The organism is Saccharophagus sp. K07 (genome assembly GCF_014336955.1).
Classification (GTDB): Bacteria; Pseudomonadota; Gammaproteobacteria; order Pseudomonadales; family Cellvibrionaceae; genus UBA5868.
Map to the genome: position 1 here is coordinate 453,020 of NZ_QRAI01000003.1, position 13,463 is coordinate 466,482.

The 13,463-nt window shown below is 56.4% G+C and carries 10 protein-coding genes; 5 read left to right on the forward strand and 5 right to left on the reverse strand.

Features of this window, described 5'->3' with window-relative positions; translation table 11 throughout:
- Positions 1-6: 6 nt before the first annotated feature.
- Positions 7-3,768, forward strand: coding sequence for a two-component regulator propeller domain-containing protein (locus DWB84_RS11670; RefSeq protein ID WP_187409965.1), 3,762 nt, complete (start codon positions 7-9; stop codon positions 3,766-3,768).
- On the opposite strand, the gene DWB84_RS11675 is transcribed toward DWB84_RS11670, so the two are convergent.
- Genes DWB84_RS11675 through def form a run of 5 tightly spaced genes read right to left on the reverse strand, consistent with a single transcriptional unit; the run spans position 3,749 to position 9,423 of the window.
- Positions 3,749-5,197, reverse strand: a complete 1,449-nt coding sequence (locus DWB84_RS11675) for a TrkH family potassium uptake protein (protein ID WP_187409966.1) — start codon at positions 5,195-5,197, stop codon at positions 3,749-3,751. The two genes, DWB84_RS11670 and DWB84_RS11675, sit on opposite strands and share 20 nt — an antisense overlap.
- Entirely contained in the window at positions 5,197-6,600 is a 1,404-nt protein-coding gene (gene trkA, locus DWB84_RS11680; protein WP_187409967.1) for a Trk system potassium transporter TrkA, read from the reverse strand. Before trkA ends, DWB84_RS11675 begins: the two co-directional genes overlap by 1 nt.
- A 34-nt stretch (positions 6,601-6,634) precedes the next feature.
- A complete protein-coding gene (gene rsmB / locus DWB84_RS11685; protein WP_187409968.1) occupies positions 6,635-7,930 on the reverse strand; it encodes a 16S rRNA (cytosine(967)-C(5))-methyltransferase RsmB in 1,296 nt (431 codons plus the stop codon).
- Positions 7,927-8,883: a methionyl-tRNA formyltransferase gene (gene fmt / locus DWB84_RS11690; RefSeq protein WP_187409969.1), complete on the reverse strand. Its 957-nt coding sequence runs from the start codon at positions 8,881-8,883 to the stop codon at positions 7,927-7,929. The genes rsmB and fmt overlap by 4 nt, the downstream gene beginning before the upstream one ends.
- Before the next feature lie 36 nt (positions 8,884-8,919).
- Positions 8,920-9,423, reverse strand: coding sequence for a peptide deformylase (gene def, locus DWB84_RS11695; protein ID WP_187409970.1), 504 nt, complete (start codon positions 9,421-9,423; stop codon positions 8,920-8,922).
- Between the two features lie 170 nt (positions 9,424-9,593).
- Here def and DWB84_RS11700 point away from each other — a divergent pair, with 170 nt between their 5' ends.
- The 4 genes from DWB84_RS11700 to hemF all read left to right on the forward strand — a co-directional run bounded on the left by DWB84_RS11700 (position 9,594) and on the right by hemF (position 13,461).
- The gene (locus tag DWB84_RS11700; protein ID WP_187409971.1) at positions 9,594-10,616 is read left to right on the forward strand and encodes a LysM peptidoglycan-binding domain-containing protein; all 1,023 of its coding nucleotides are present in this window, start codon (positions 9,594-9,596) and stop codon (positions 10,614-10,616) included.
- Between the two features lie 130 nt (positions 10,617-10,746).
- Positions 10,747-11,919 carry a DNA-processing protein DprA gene (gene dprA / locus DWB84_RS11705; protein ID WP_255428959.1) on the forward strand — a complete coding sequence of 391 codons (1,173 nt, stop codon included), beginning with the start codon at positions 10,747-10,749 and terminating at the stop codon, positions 11,917-11,919.
- A gap of 60 nt (positions 11,920-11,979) precedes the next feature.
- Positions 11,980-12,537: a Sua5/YciO/YrdC/YwlC family protein gene (locus DWB84_RS11710; protein WP_187409973.1), complete on the forward strand. Its 558-nt coding sequence runs from the start codon at positions 11,980-11,982 to the stop codon at positions 12,535-12,537.
- A gap of 15 nt (positions 12,538-12,552) precedes the next feature.
- Entirely contained in the window at positions 12,553-13,461 is a 909-nt protein-coding gene (gene hemF / locus DWB84_RS11715; protein ID WP_187409974.1) for an oxygen-dependent coproporphyrinogen oxidase, read from the forward strand.
- Positions 13,462-13,463 lie beyond the last annotated feature (2 nt).

Below are 13,463 nucleotides of genomic sequence, written 5' to 3' on the forward strand. Positions count from 1 at the left end.
GGCGAAATGGAAACCGGGAATACTGGAAGTAGATATCACAGATTCGCCCGTTGGCTGCTCGGATTGGTTTTTATTGCCGAAATCAGCGGTGCTTTCGCAGCACAGGACCTGCGCATTCAGCGGGTAATGGAAAATTCCGACGCGATCAAAAAATACGCCTCGGCGCTGATGAGCGTAGTGCAGGACAACACCGGCTTTATGTGGTTTGGTGGCGAGAACGGGCTGGTGCGTTTTGACGGTGTCAGTTTCAAACGCTATGAACCCTCGCCGGAACCGGGTGGCCCGCCATCCAATATAGTTCGCGCGTTACTGGTGGATCAGCAGGGCATCATGTGGGCGGCGACAGATCGCGGCTTGTGTCGCTATGTCGCGGAGGAGGATCGCTTTGATGTCTTCCGCCCAGTATTAGACGACCCCACCACCCTGCCCCACAACGTCACTACATCTCTGGCGTTGGATCAGCAAAACCGCCTGATCGTCGGCACTGGCAGTGGGATCAGTATTTTCTCCGCCGATCGCACCACCTTTACCAATATACCGCTGGCGGTCAGCAGCGCCGCGGTGACCTTTGTGCAAGACACCTTCGTCGACAGCAAAAACCGCATCTGGGTGGGAACGCGGGACTACGGTTTATTTTTATTGAACACCGATGGCTTCATCGTTCGCCGTTATGTCAGCAATCCGCAAGACCCGTCGGCCTTGCAGAGCAACATGGTGAAAACCATCGAAGAAGATCAGTTCGGTAGGATCTGGGTGGGTACCTATGGCGGCGGTGTCAGCCGCATCAATGAGGGCGAGCGCTCCTTCACCAACTATTTGGCAAACTCCTCCAACCCCGGTGCCATCGGCAGCAATACCATCTGGGATATCTATCTCGACAGTTCCGACACCCTGTGGATCTCGACCGACCAGGGCGGCCTGGCGCGCTATCAGCCGGACACCGACAGCTTTGTGCACTACCGCCACAGCCCAATCGACCGCAACACCCTGGCGTCCAATCAGGTGCAGGCGATTTACGAAGACCGGGAGAACAACCTCTGGATCACCACCTTCCCCGAAGGCATTCACTTCTACGATCGCAGCCACAGCGAAATCATCAATTACACCCACCGCGAGGACGATCCCAACAGCCTGAGCCACAGTTCGGTTCTGGATTTTATGCAGACCGCCGACGGCCTTTTGTGGATCGGCACGGAAAACGGCCTCAATCTGTTCGATGTAGAGAGTCAGCGTTTCGTCAGCCGCTTTATGCGCGATCCAACAAGTGATAAAGGATTACAAGCCAACGCCATATTGAGCCTTGCGGAGGATTACAACGGCGATATCTGGATCGGCACCTGGGGTGCCGGCCTGCACAGATTCGATCGAATCAACGAAACCTTCACTCACTACCCCGCCGACCGGGATCAGCCGGGCAGTCTCAATAGCGATTACATATGGGACATTTTGCTCGATAGCGACAATACCCTCTGGATCGCCACAGAAACCGGCGGCCTTAACCGTTATGACCGGCAAACGGACTCATTCGAATCGTTTACCCTGGATCAAAGTGACTCCAACTCCCTGTCCAGCAATTTTGTCTGGGCAATTCTGGAAGACCGGCGCGGTGGTTTCTGGGTGGCGACAGTGGACGGCCTCAATCGTATGGACCGCGCCACACGCAAATTCACCCGCTATACCAAAGAGGCCGGCAATCCTAAAACCCTCAACAGTGTGCGCATTCGCGCTTTGATGGAGGACAGTGTCGGACGTATCTGGATCGGCACACAGGACGTAGGCGCCGTTATCTATAACCCGGAAGACGAGACTTTCACCCATTTGAACTGGCCCGATAGCCTTGCCCCTTTGGTGACCAGTTTTATCGAAGACAATCTGGGATTTGTCTGGGCGGGGACGGCTAACGGCGTGGCGCGCATCAACCCTAATAATCTGCAGATTCGCTCCTTCCACCGCGCCCATGGACTGGTGGGCGATACCTTCAATCGCCACGCAACCTTCAAGGATCGCAAAGGCCAACTCTATTTCGGCGGCACCGATGGCTTTTCCGTATTTAATCCGCGCACCTTTATGCGCGGTGACAATGACTTTCCTTTGGTGCTGACCGACTTCCGCCTGTACAACCGGCCGGTGGCCATAGGTGAACCGGACTCCCCTCTGCCGCGCTCTATTACCTATAGCAATGGCATCACCCTGCGCCACGATCACGCCATGTTTTCGTTCTCCTTCGCGGTGCTCAATTACCGCCTGGCGCGCGAGAGTCGCTATGTCTACAAGCTGGAAGGATTCGATGAGGAATGGCATGAAGCCGCGGGCACTAACAGCGCGACTTACACCAATTTGAGCCCGGGTTCCTACGTCTTCCATGTGCGCAGCGCCGATCGGGACGGCAACTGGAACAGCAACACAGCGCGAGTGGCGGTGACCATTTTGCCGCCGCCCTGGCGCAGCTACAGTGCTTATGTCGTCTACTTGTTAGCGGCTCTAATGGTGGTGTTGTTTTTGATCCGCATGTTTCTTAAGCATCTGGAGCTGGACAAACAACGCGCTCTCAATGCCGAGCTGTTGCGCCTCAACAAGATCAAGGACGCGTTTCTGGTCAACACCTCCCACGAACTGCGCTCGCCCATCAGCAGCATGATCGGTCTGGCCGAGGCGACCCTGCGCGAGGACAAAGAGCGGCTCCCACCCAACGCAGGACAAAGGCTTGAATTGATCGTCGCCCACGGCAAGCGCTTGTCTAATCTGATCAACGATATTCTCGACTACGGCAATTTCGCGGAACGCAAACTGGAAGTGCACTCTGAGCGCCTGGCACTGCGCCCGCTGGTCGAATCCGTCATGCAAATGTCCCGGCCCCTCGCCTACGGCAAATCTGTGCGCCTGCTGAACGAAGTCGATCCTGCAACTGGCTGGGTAATGGCTGATCGCAACCATCTGAAACAGATCCTCACCAATCTGATCAGCAACGCCGTGAAATACACCGACAAAGGCGCGGTAACCGTAAGTGCAACGGTGGAGGGGAGCTGGCTCAAGATCCAGGTGCGCGACACCGGCTGCGGCATCAAACCCGATATTCGCGACAAGATCTTTACCCCTCACATCAGCAAAACCTTAAGCGAGCAGGCATTGTCCGGCGCTGGCCTCGGTCTTGCGGTTACCAAACATCTGGTGGAGCTGCACGGTGGGACGCTGAGCTTCGAAAGCCATTGGCGGGGGGCAAACGACGGTGAATCCGGCACCTGTTTTACTTTCACTATGCCCCTGGCGGAACATCAGGAAGCGCCAGTGCCGTTGGAAAAGTTCAGCGCGCAGGGGCCATGCGCTTATGCCAACGAATTATCTCCACCGTCCCACGGCAATCGGTTTACCGTGATGATCGTCGACGATGACCCGGTCAACCGCATGGTGTTAAGCGGCATTCTCAGTTTGCACGATTATCAAATTCTCGAAGCGAGCAATGGCGTGGAGGCGCTGCATCTCATACTGGATGAAAAGCGCAGCGTCGACCTGGTGATTCTCGATGTGATGATGCCGCGCATGTCCGGCTTTGAAGTCTGCGAAAGACTGCGGCAAAGCTATTCCGAGGATGTGCTGCCAGTCATTTTTCTGACCGCGCGGCACGGCGGTGAAGAAGCCAATGTCAGTCACGATGCCGGCGGCAACGCCATTCTCTACAAACCCGTGAGCAAGGAGGTCCTGCTGCCTCAGGTTAAACACTATCTGTTACAGGCGGAGCGGCGGCGTCTGATCAACGCTGCCAGAACATAGGAGTGAAAAGGATCAGCAGAGTAAAAATTTCCAGTCGCCCAAGCAGCATGGCAACGCTCAGCACCCATTTGGCCGACGCGCTGATATCGGCGTAGGGAACGACCACTTCACCCATGCCGGGGCCGAGATTGTTCAAGCAGGCACCGACAGCCGTAAACGCAGTAGAGAAATCCAGACCTGTGTGCAGAAGTAGCAATAAAAGCAGCAGGTAAAGCGCCAAATAAACCGCGAAAAATCCCCAAACTGCCTCCACGACCCGTTGCGACACAGTGCGCTGCCCCAGCTTCAACGGCTGGATGGCGTTCGGGTGGATCAGCCGGCGCACTTCCCTCAAACCCTGTTTGATGATCAGCAATACGCGAATCACCTTCAGACCCCCCCCGGTCGATCCGGCGCAAGCGCCCATAAGCGCCGTCAGAAAGATGAAGACCAGCAAAGCCTTTGGCCAAACCGTGTATTCGGTGGAGGAAAAGCCGGTAGTGGTCAGGGTGGAAACCAGGGCAAAGCTGCCGTGCACCAGACTGTCGGCGAGGCCCAAAGTATCTGTCAGATAAAGCGCAGCGGCGGTTACCAGACTGCCGGCCAACAGGACGCGCAGATAAAACCGGCATTCGGGATCGGTCAGATAGTGGCGCAAGCCGCGTCCGTGCCAGGCGACAAAATGCAGCGCGAAGTTGATGCCTGACAAAACCATGAACACCATGGCGATGAACAGGATGGTCGGATTGTCGTAATAGCCAAAACTGGCGTCGTGGGTGGAAAAGCCGCCGATGGACACTGTGGCGTAAGCGTGACCCACTGCATCAAAGACAGACATTCCGCCCGCCCAATAAGCAAAACCACAAACCAATGTCAGGCAGAGGTAAATCAGAAACAGTGCCTTGGCCGTACCGGTGACCCGCGGCGTGAGTTTGGAGTCTTTCATAGGGCCCGGCGTTTCCGCCCGGTACACCTGCATACCGCCGACGCCGAGCATAGGCAGAATGGCCACAGCAATTACAGCGATGCCGATGCCGCCGAGCCAATGCAGTTGCTGGCGGTAATACAACAGGGAGCGCGGCAACTCATCAAGGTTGGATAAAACCGTCGCGCCAGTGGTGGTCAAGCCAGAGACGGATTCAAAAAAGGCGTCTGTCAGTGACAACCGGGTGGCGTCGGAGAGCATAAATGGCAGGGCGCCGAATACCGCGAGCACGATCCAGAACAGCACCGTGATCAAAAAGCCGTCGCGCGCGCGCAGCTCCTTATGGATGTCGTGCAGCGGATACCAGGCGGAAAGCCCCGTGATCAGAGTAATGGCGAAAGCGAACAAAAAGGTCCAATGACTGCCCTCCTGATACCACAAAGCGACGCCGATCGGCGGCAGGAGCGTCAAGCTGAACATCATCAGCAAAACGCCCAGAACCTTGCAGATAATCGCAGGGCGCATCAGAAGAAGGTAAAGCCAACCTGGAAGAGCCGCTCAATATCGCGGGTGTAGCGCCGGTCGACCAGGAAGACGATTACATGGTCGCCGGACTCTATGCGGGTATCGTCGTGGGCGATCAGAACCTGATAATCCTCCACCTCACCGGCATCGTTTTTCTTGGCGCGCACTATGGCGCCAATGGTCGCGCCGTCCGGCAGATCTATATCCTCCACTGCCCGTCCAACCACTTTCGAACTCTTGCTATCCCCGTGAGCAATCACTTCGATTGCCTCTGCGGCTCCTCTGCGCAGTGAGTGAACATTTACGATGTCGCCGCGACGGACGTGCGTGAGCAGGCTGCCGATAGTCGCCTGTTGTGGCGAAATGGCGATATCGATCTCGCCTCCCTGAACCAGATCCACATAGGCGGGATTGCCGATCAGGGTGAGCACTTTGCGCGCCCCCAGGCGTTTGGCCAGCATGGACGACATGATGTTGGCTTCATCGCTGTTGGTTACGGCGAGAAACACATCCGTGTCCTCAATGTTTTCCTCCAGCAGCAGGTCCTTGTCGGACGAGTTACCGTGCAGAACTATTGTGTGGCGCAGGTTTTCGGCGAGATAGGCCGCACGTCGCTCGTTGTTTTCGATAATTTTGACGGCATAGCGATCTTCCAATTTGGCCGCCAGGCTCAAACCAATATTGCCGCCACCCGCAATCATGATGCGTTTATAGGGGCGGTCCAGGCGGCGCAGCTCGCTCATCACCGCGCGAATATCTTCCCGCGCAGCGATAAAAAATACTTCGTCATCCGCTTCAATCACTGTGGTACCGCGCGGTGTGATGGGACGGTTGCGCCGGTAAATGGCAGCAACTCGGGTGTCCACGCTGGGCATATGGGTGCGGATAAAGCGCAGTTCCTGGCCCACTAGTGGGCCGCCGTAGTAAGCGCTTACAGCAACGATTTGCACCCGTCCTTCGGCAAAGTCCACCACCTGCAAAGCGTCCGGATGCTGCACCAGCCGATAGATATAGTCTGAAACTATCTGTTCCGGGCTGATGATAACGTCCACGGCAAACGCGTCCTTGCCGAACATGCCGGGGTAGGAAGCGTATTCCTGGGAGCGGATTCGGGCGATCTTGGTGGGGGTGTTGAACAGGCTGTGGGCGATCTGGCAGGCCACCATATTGGTTTCGTCATCGTTCGTGACGGCGATCAACAAGTCCGCGTCTTCGATACCGGCCTGCAACAAAACTGAAGGGTGCGAGGCATTGCCGGCAACTGCCCCTATATCGATACGGTCGCGCAGTTCGCGCAATGCGGTTTCATTGCGATCCACAACCGTGATGTCGTTGGCTTCGCTGGAGAGATTGACGGCGAGCGTCCCGCCGACTTGTCCGGCACCGAGGATGATGATCTTCATGATGACAAGCTCTTTACCGAAGGCGTAAACGCAATCAAGGCGCTTGGGTTTTCCTTAGCGCCGCATAATAAAACCCGTCGTGGCCGCCATGTTGGGGCAACAATTGCCGCCCAAATGGCCGTGTAATCCCCCATTCCGCCTCGATCGCCAGATGTTCGGCGTCTGAGTGATCGGCGAGAAATGCAGCGATATTGTGTTCATTTTCCTGCGGCAGCACGGAACAGGTGGCGTAAACCAAAATGCCGCCCGGTTTTAAGGTGCGCCAGAGTTCGCCGAGCAGCTTGCGCTGCAAGGCGGCCAGCTTAGCAATATCGTCAGGGCGCCGCAGCAACTTGATATCCGGGTGCCGGCGGATAACGCCAGTGGCGGAACAAGGGGCGTCGAGCAGGATCCGGTCGAATGGCCGGCCGTCCCACCAGCTGTCCAACTGCGCCGCATCCGCCGCCTTCAAAGTGGCATTCAATCCCAGGCGCTGCAGATTGTCGCGGACGCGGGCCAGGCGTTCCGCATCGACATCCAGCGCTATCACCTCTTCCAGACCGGCTTCTCTTTCAAGGATATGACAGGTTTTGCCGCCGGGCGCGGCGCAGGCATCCAATACCCGCTGACCCGGCGCAAGTTGCAGCACATCCGGGGCCAGCTGCGCAGCTTCGTCCTGCACGCTGACGCGGGCCTGCTGAAAACCCGGAAGGTCTTGCACCGGTCGGGCTTCGCTCAAAGTGATGCCGTCGGCAGCAAAAGCGCAGGCGGTCGCATCAATTCCCGCTTCTTTCAGCGCGACCAAGTATTCATCGCGGGTGTTGTGACGCTTATTGACGCGCAAGGTAAACGGCGGGCGCTGATCGTTATTGACGAGAATCGTCTGCCACTGGTCCGCCCAGGACTTTTGTAAAAGCTCGATTAACCAGAGTGGGTGATTGAACTGGCCTTCCGTATCCGTCGGCGTCAGTGAATCAAGCTTGCGCTGTGCATTTCGCAAAACCCCATTGATCAGACCCTTTGCCCAAGGCTTTTTTAGTCCTACCGCAGATTCCACGGTAGCGCCTATAGCGGCATGGTCGGGGATGCGGGTGTGGCGCAGCTGATATAAGCCGAGATAGAGCAGCGCCAAAACGTCTGAATCTTTGCTTTTCAGAGGCTTTGGCAGAAGTTGTCGCACGATCGATTGCAGTTCGAAGAAATACCGGCATACGCCGAAACACAGCTCCTGCAGCAGGGCTCGATCTTGCGCGGTTAAATTAGGTGTCGATGGCAGCGCTGCGAGGGAGCGTTCGCCTTTGATTACCTCAGCGAGAACCCGCGCAGCGAGGGTGCGGACATTGGCTGTCATATGCCTAGCACACTGCCGGCGCGGACCTTACCTGCCAGGCCGTTGAGAAGATCTTTGACCGCCATGGCTTTTTTGCCCGGCAGTTGCACTATTTGCAAGGCCAGCGCGGTGTTGTTGCCGCAAGCGACTACCAGCTCGCCATCAACGGAAACCAAGGTGCCCGGCTCCGCTGATTTCGCCAGCTGGCGGCTCTCGGCAGCGTAAATGCGCAAGTTCTCGCCATTTAGCAGCGTAAAGGCGACCGGATAGGGGTTAAATGCGCGAATTTGACGATTGAGCTGTTCGGCGGGCTTGCGCCAATCGAGCAAAGCTTCTTCTTTTGTCAGTTTGTGTGCATAGGTTGCCGACGAGTCATCCTGCGGCTGTGCCACGAGACTGCCTGCGGCCAATTGATCCAGCGCATCGAGCAAAGCGGGTGGACCCAATTCCACCAAGCGGTTGTGCAGATCCTGCGCGGTATCCTGCGGCAGGATCGGACAGGTGCGGGTCAGCAACATAGGGCCGGTATCGAGGCCAATTTCCATCTGCATAATGGTGATGCCGGTCTCGGCGTCACCGGCTTCTATGGAACGCTGAATCGGCGCCGCGCCGCGCCAGCGCGGCAACAAGGAGGCGTGGACATTCACACAGCCCAACCGGGGTATAGCCAACACCGCCGCGGGCAAGAGCAATCCATAGGCGACCACCACCATCAGATCTGCGTTATAGGCGGCCAAAGTGGCTTGGGCTTCCGGATCTTTCAACGTGAGCGGCTGTTGCACTTCCAAACCGGCGTTAAGGGCAATTTCCTTAACCGGGCTGGCTTGCAGCTTCTTGCCCCGCCCCGCCGGGCGATCCGGTTGGGTGTAGACGGCGGTAACTTGATGATGGCTATTGAGAAGGGCCTGAAGGTGGTGCGCGGCAAATTCAGGTGTGCCGGCAAATACGATCTTGAGCCCATTGCTGCTGGACATGGGGGAGAATTCCGCCTTGTAAATAGGAAGGAGGGATCAGGCTTCTTTACGGTGCTTTTCCAACTTGGCGCGGATGCGCTGGCGCTTCAGGTTGGACAAGTAGTCGACAAACAGCTTGCCATTGAGGTGGTCGCATTCGTGCTGGATGCACACGGCCAGCAGACCTTCCGGCTCAATGGTGAAGGGTTCGCCATTGCGATCCAGGGCAGTGACGCGCACGTGGCGTGGACGCGTGACCTTTTCGTAAAAGCCAGGAACGCTCAAGCAGCCTTCTTCATAATCGAACAGTGTCTCATCGAGCACTTCGATTTTGGGGTTGATGAACACCAGCGGTTGGTCGTGATTTTCGGACACGTCAATAACCACAACTTGTTCGTGGACGTTGACTTGCGTAGCCGCAAGGCCAACTCCAGGAGCGTCGTACATGGTCTCGAACATGTCGTCGATCAATGTACGTATGCGGTCGTCGACCGTCTCCACAGGTTTGGCGTGGATACGGAGACGTGGGTCAGGGAATTCAAGTATGGTTAAACGTGCCATTGGCCTTTGTGACAAACTTCTCTAGTAAACGGGTAAATGTCGCTGCTAACATTAATCCAATAACAGTTGTTAAAGGCGACCTCTGCCGGTTCCGGCTTTAAACCCAGCAGCATTCGACTACTATAATAACTTAAACATCTCTAGGGCCGCATGGTACAGGACCTCCGAATATGAAAAAACGCATTTTGGGATTGCTGGGCGCATGTTTGTTGCTCGGCCAGGCAATAGCGCAAGAGCCGGACATCAAGGCCAATTACCCCGAGCAGTACACGGTAGTGAAAGGCGATACCCTCTGGGACATTTCCTCTACCTTCTTAAACAATCCCTGGATGTGGCCGGAGATCTGGCACGTCAACCCGCAGATATCCAACCCTCACTTGATCTACCCCGGCGACGTCATTCGCCTAGTGTACTTCGACGGCAAACCCCGCCTTGTGGTCGACACCTCCAACCGAGTAGTGAAATTGTCGCCGGAAGTTCGCGTCATTGACGCCGATCAGGCAATCCCGGCAATCCCGCTGAATAAAATCAACAACTTTCTGTCTCGCAGTCGCATCGTTACCCAGGCTGAATTGGATCGCGCTCCCCATGTGGTGTCCGGTGAGGCGCAACGTCTGGTGTTGGGCAAAGGCGACCGTCTCTACGCCCGCGGTCAGTTCGATGACGACGTTTCCGTTTACGGCGTATACCGCAAAGGCGATATCTACGTAGACCCCGAAACTGGCGAATTGTTGGGCATTCAGGCGATTGATATAGGCTCTGGCAGAATGCGTGCGCTGGACGGCGAGATCGCCACTCTGCTGATGACGCGCACTACTGAAGAAGTCCGCGTGGGCGACCGCCTGCTGGCCGACGAATCCCGCACCATCGATTCCACTTTCTTCCCGTCCGCACCGAAAACCGAAGTCAACGCACAGATTATTGCTGTGGAAGGCGGTGTAACTCAGGTCGGTAAAATGGATGTGGTCGTGATCAACCGCGGTGACCGCGAAGGTATGGAAGTTGGCAATGTGCTGGCAGTCTATAAGCGCGGTGGTAAAGTGAAAGACCGCGTCAAAGGTGACATTGTGACTCTGCCGGATGAGCGCGCGGGATTGGTAATGGTGTTCCGCACCTTCGAAAAATTGAGCTTGGGATTGGTACTAGAAGCGGATCGTCCGCTGGCCATCAAAGACCTGGTGCGCAATCCCTAACACTTATTTACAACACCTACGTACTATTGCGTGTAAAAGCCCCTTTTATGGGGCTTTTCTTTACCGTGACAGCCAAGTTTCTAGCTGATAGGCTTTCACCTCATTCGTTAGATTTTCATGGATGAATGTCATGTTGACTTCCATTGAACAGATTTTGCTGCTGCAACGCCTGCCCGAAACAGGTTCGGGCACTTATTGGCGTTTGTTGGACGAATTTCCCGTTCTCAATACCGCCTTGGAAGCCCCCATCGACGTTCTGTCTAAAGTTCTCTCCCCCGCCGCCTGCAACACCCTGATGGAATACCGCGAACGCGGTGAAGACAGCGCTGTAATGCGCCAGGTGCGCACAGATCTGGCCTGGCTCAGAGAGCGCAATATTCAGCTGCTGGATACCCATAGTGAACACTATCCGCCGCTGCTGCGCGAAATCCGCCGACCGCCGCCGCTGCTCTATGTATGGGGAGATCCGGCGGTTCTGTCACTGCCGCAAATTGCCGTGGTCGGCAGTCGCAGCCCTACTCCGGGTGGGCGCGACAACGCCATTCAATTTGCCAAAGAGCTCGCCGCTGCCGGTGTCACTATCACCAGCGGACTTGCCTTGGGAATCGATATAGCCGCGCACCAGGGCACTTTGAACGTCAATGGCAAGACCATTGCGGTGCTCGGCACCGGCATAGATCAGATATACCCACAGCGGCATTTTCAGATCGCGCAGGAAATCGTTGAACACGGCGGCGCGGTGATTACCGAATTTCCGCTTGGGGTTCAGCCATTGCCGGCCAATTTCCCGCAGCGCAATCGCATTATCAGTGGCTTGAGTCTCGGGGTATTGGTGGTCGAAGCGGCGGTTAAAAGCGGCTCCCTGATCACTGCCCGCTACGCGTTACAACAAAACCGCGAAGTCTTCGCCATCCCCGGTTCCATCCACAATCCTCTCAGCCGCGGCTGCCACGCACTTATCAAAGACGGCGCCAAACTGGTGGAAACTGCCCAGGATATAGTCGACGAATTGCGCGGTTTTTTATCGATGAAATGGCAGGAGTTGGAAGACCCGACCCGCGCAGCTCTGAAAGTCGCTGGCGAGCTGGTCGAAAACGAACATGAAGGACGCATTCTGGCGGAATTGGGATACGACCCGGTTTCCCTGGATACCCTGGTAGCGCGAACCGGTTTGGGTGCTGGTGAATTGATGGCCGCGCTGCTGACCATGGAGCTGAAAGGACTGGTGGGCAATATGGGCAGCGGCTACGCGCGGGCGATCCCTATGGAGCGAGCGCTGGACTTGTCGCTCAAGCTCAACTGAGGTACTTTTGCCGGCCTTCGACTGCATATGCCGTGAACAGTGGCGGCGCCGGAAATCTGAGTGAACTATCTCGCCCATCCCTTAATTCATTTGGCCGCACAACACGTCATTTCCGGCGGTGTGGTGGCCTACCCTACTGAAGGCGTTTGGGGACTTGGCGCCGATCCTTTCAATCAACAAGCCGTTAATACCATCCTGCAGCTCAAGCGCCGTCCGGTGCACAAAGGTGTGATTCTGGTTGCGGCGCATATTCAACAATTTGAATTTATTTTGCGGCATCTGGATTCCGCGCAGCGGCAGGCACTGGCATCCTCCTGGCCTGGTCCACATACTTGGCTGGTGCCTCACTACAACGAAATTCCCTATTGGATCTGCGGGGATCACGCCACGGTCGCGTTGCGCGTCAGTGCTCATCCGGTGGTAAAAGCCTTGTGCCAATTGGCAGGCCCCTTGGTATCGACCTCGGCAAATCCGCAGGGCTTGCCGCCGGCGCGCACGGGATTTAAAGCGCGCTGTTATTTTGCCGACCAAGTCTTGTACGCGCCGGGCCAGGTTAATAAAAACGCTAATCCCAGCACTATTCGCGATCTGGCGACCGGCCAGATCATTCGCCCCTGACAAATTGGTAAACCTATGAATCAGCCGGACAAACACGCGGTTAAAACCTATTTGATGGATCTTCAGGAACGCATTTGCAGCGCCCTGGAAAAAATTGACGGTGGCAAGACCTTTGTCGAAGACCAATGGGAGCGGGAAGAAGGCGGCGGCGGACGCTCGCGCGTGTTGGCGGAAGGCGATGTGTTTGAAAAAGGCGGGGTCAATTTCTCCCATGTGATGGGGGCACGCATGCCTGCGTCGGCGACGGCGCATCGCCCAGAACTGGCCGGGCGCAGCTTTGAGGCCATGGGGGTGTCCCTGGTGATGCATCCGCGCAATCCATATGTTCCCACCAGCCACGCCAACGTGCGCTTTTTTATTGCGGAAAAACCCGGTGAAGCACCGGTGTGGTGGTTTGGCGGCGGCTATGACCTGACGCCCTATTACGGTTTTGACGACGACTGCAGACACTGGCATCAGACCGCTGCAGCGGCATGCGCGCCTTTTGGCGCGGACGTTTATCCAAAATACAAACGCTGGTGCGACGAGTACTTTTTCCTCAAGCACCGCAATGAACCGCGCGGTGTTGGCGGTTTGTTTTTCGACGATCTCAACGAACCCGGCTTCGACCAGAGCTTTGCCTTTATGCGTTCCGTCGGCGACAGCTATATCGATGCCTACGGGCCTATAGTTGAGCGGCGCAAAAATACCTCTTACGGTGAACGCGAGCGCCAGTTCCAGCTTTACCGACGCGGCCGCTATGTGGAGTTCAACCTGGTTTACGACCGCGGCACCTTGTTCGGTCTGCAAACCGGCGGGCGCACCGAGTCCATTTTGATGTCCCTGCCGCCCTTGGTGCGCTGGGAGTATGACTGGCACCCGGAACCCGGCACACCTGAACATGCGTTATATACCGATTATCTGAAAGCGAGGGAGTGGCTCTGACC

Coding starts and splice junctions, on each gene's coding strand:
- DWB84_RS11700 (WP_187409971.1), top strand. CDS start 9,594: ATGAAAAAACGCATTTTGGGATTGCTGGGCGCATGTTTGTTGCTCGGC.
- DWB84_RS11675 (WP_187409966.1), bottom strand. CDS start 5,197: ATGCGCCCTGCGATTATCTGCAAGGTTCTGGGCGTTTTGCTGATGATG.
- rsmB (WP_187409968.1), bottom strand. CDS start 7,930: ATGACAGCCAATGTCCGCACCCTCGCTGCGCGGGTTCTCGCTGAGGTA.
- fmt (WP_187409969.1), bottom strand. CDS start 8,883: ATGTCCAGCAGCAATGGGCTCAAGATCGTATTTGCCGGCACACCTGAA.
- def (WP_187409970.1), bottom strand. CDS start 9,423: ATGGCACGTTTAACCATACTTGAATTCCCTGACCCACGTCTCCGTATC.
- hemF (WP_187409974.1), top strand. CDS start 12,553: ATGAATCAGCCGGACAAACACGCGGTTAAAACCTATTTGATGGATCTT.
- dprA (WP_255428959.1), top strand. CDS start 10,747: ATGTTGACTTCCATTGAACAGATTTTGCTGCTGCAACGCCTGCCCGAA.
- DWB84_RS11670 (WP_187409965.1), top strand. CDS start 7: ATGGAAACCGGGAATACTGGAAGTAGATATCACAGATTCGCCCGTTGG.
- trkA (WP_187409967.1), bottom strand. CDS start 6,600: ATGAAGATCATCATCCTCGGTGCCGGACAAGTCGGCGGGACGCTCGCC.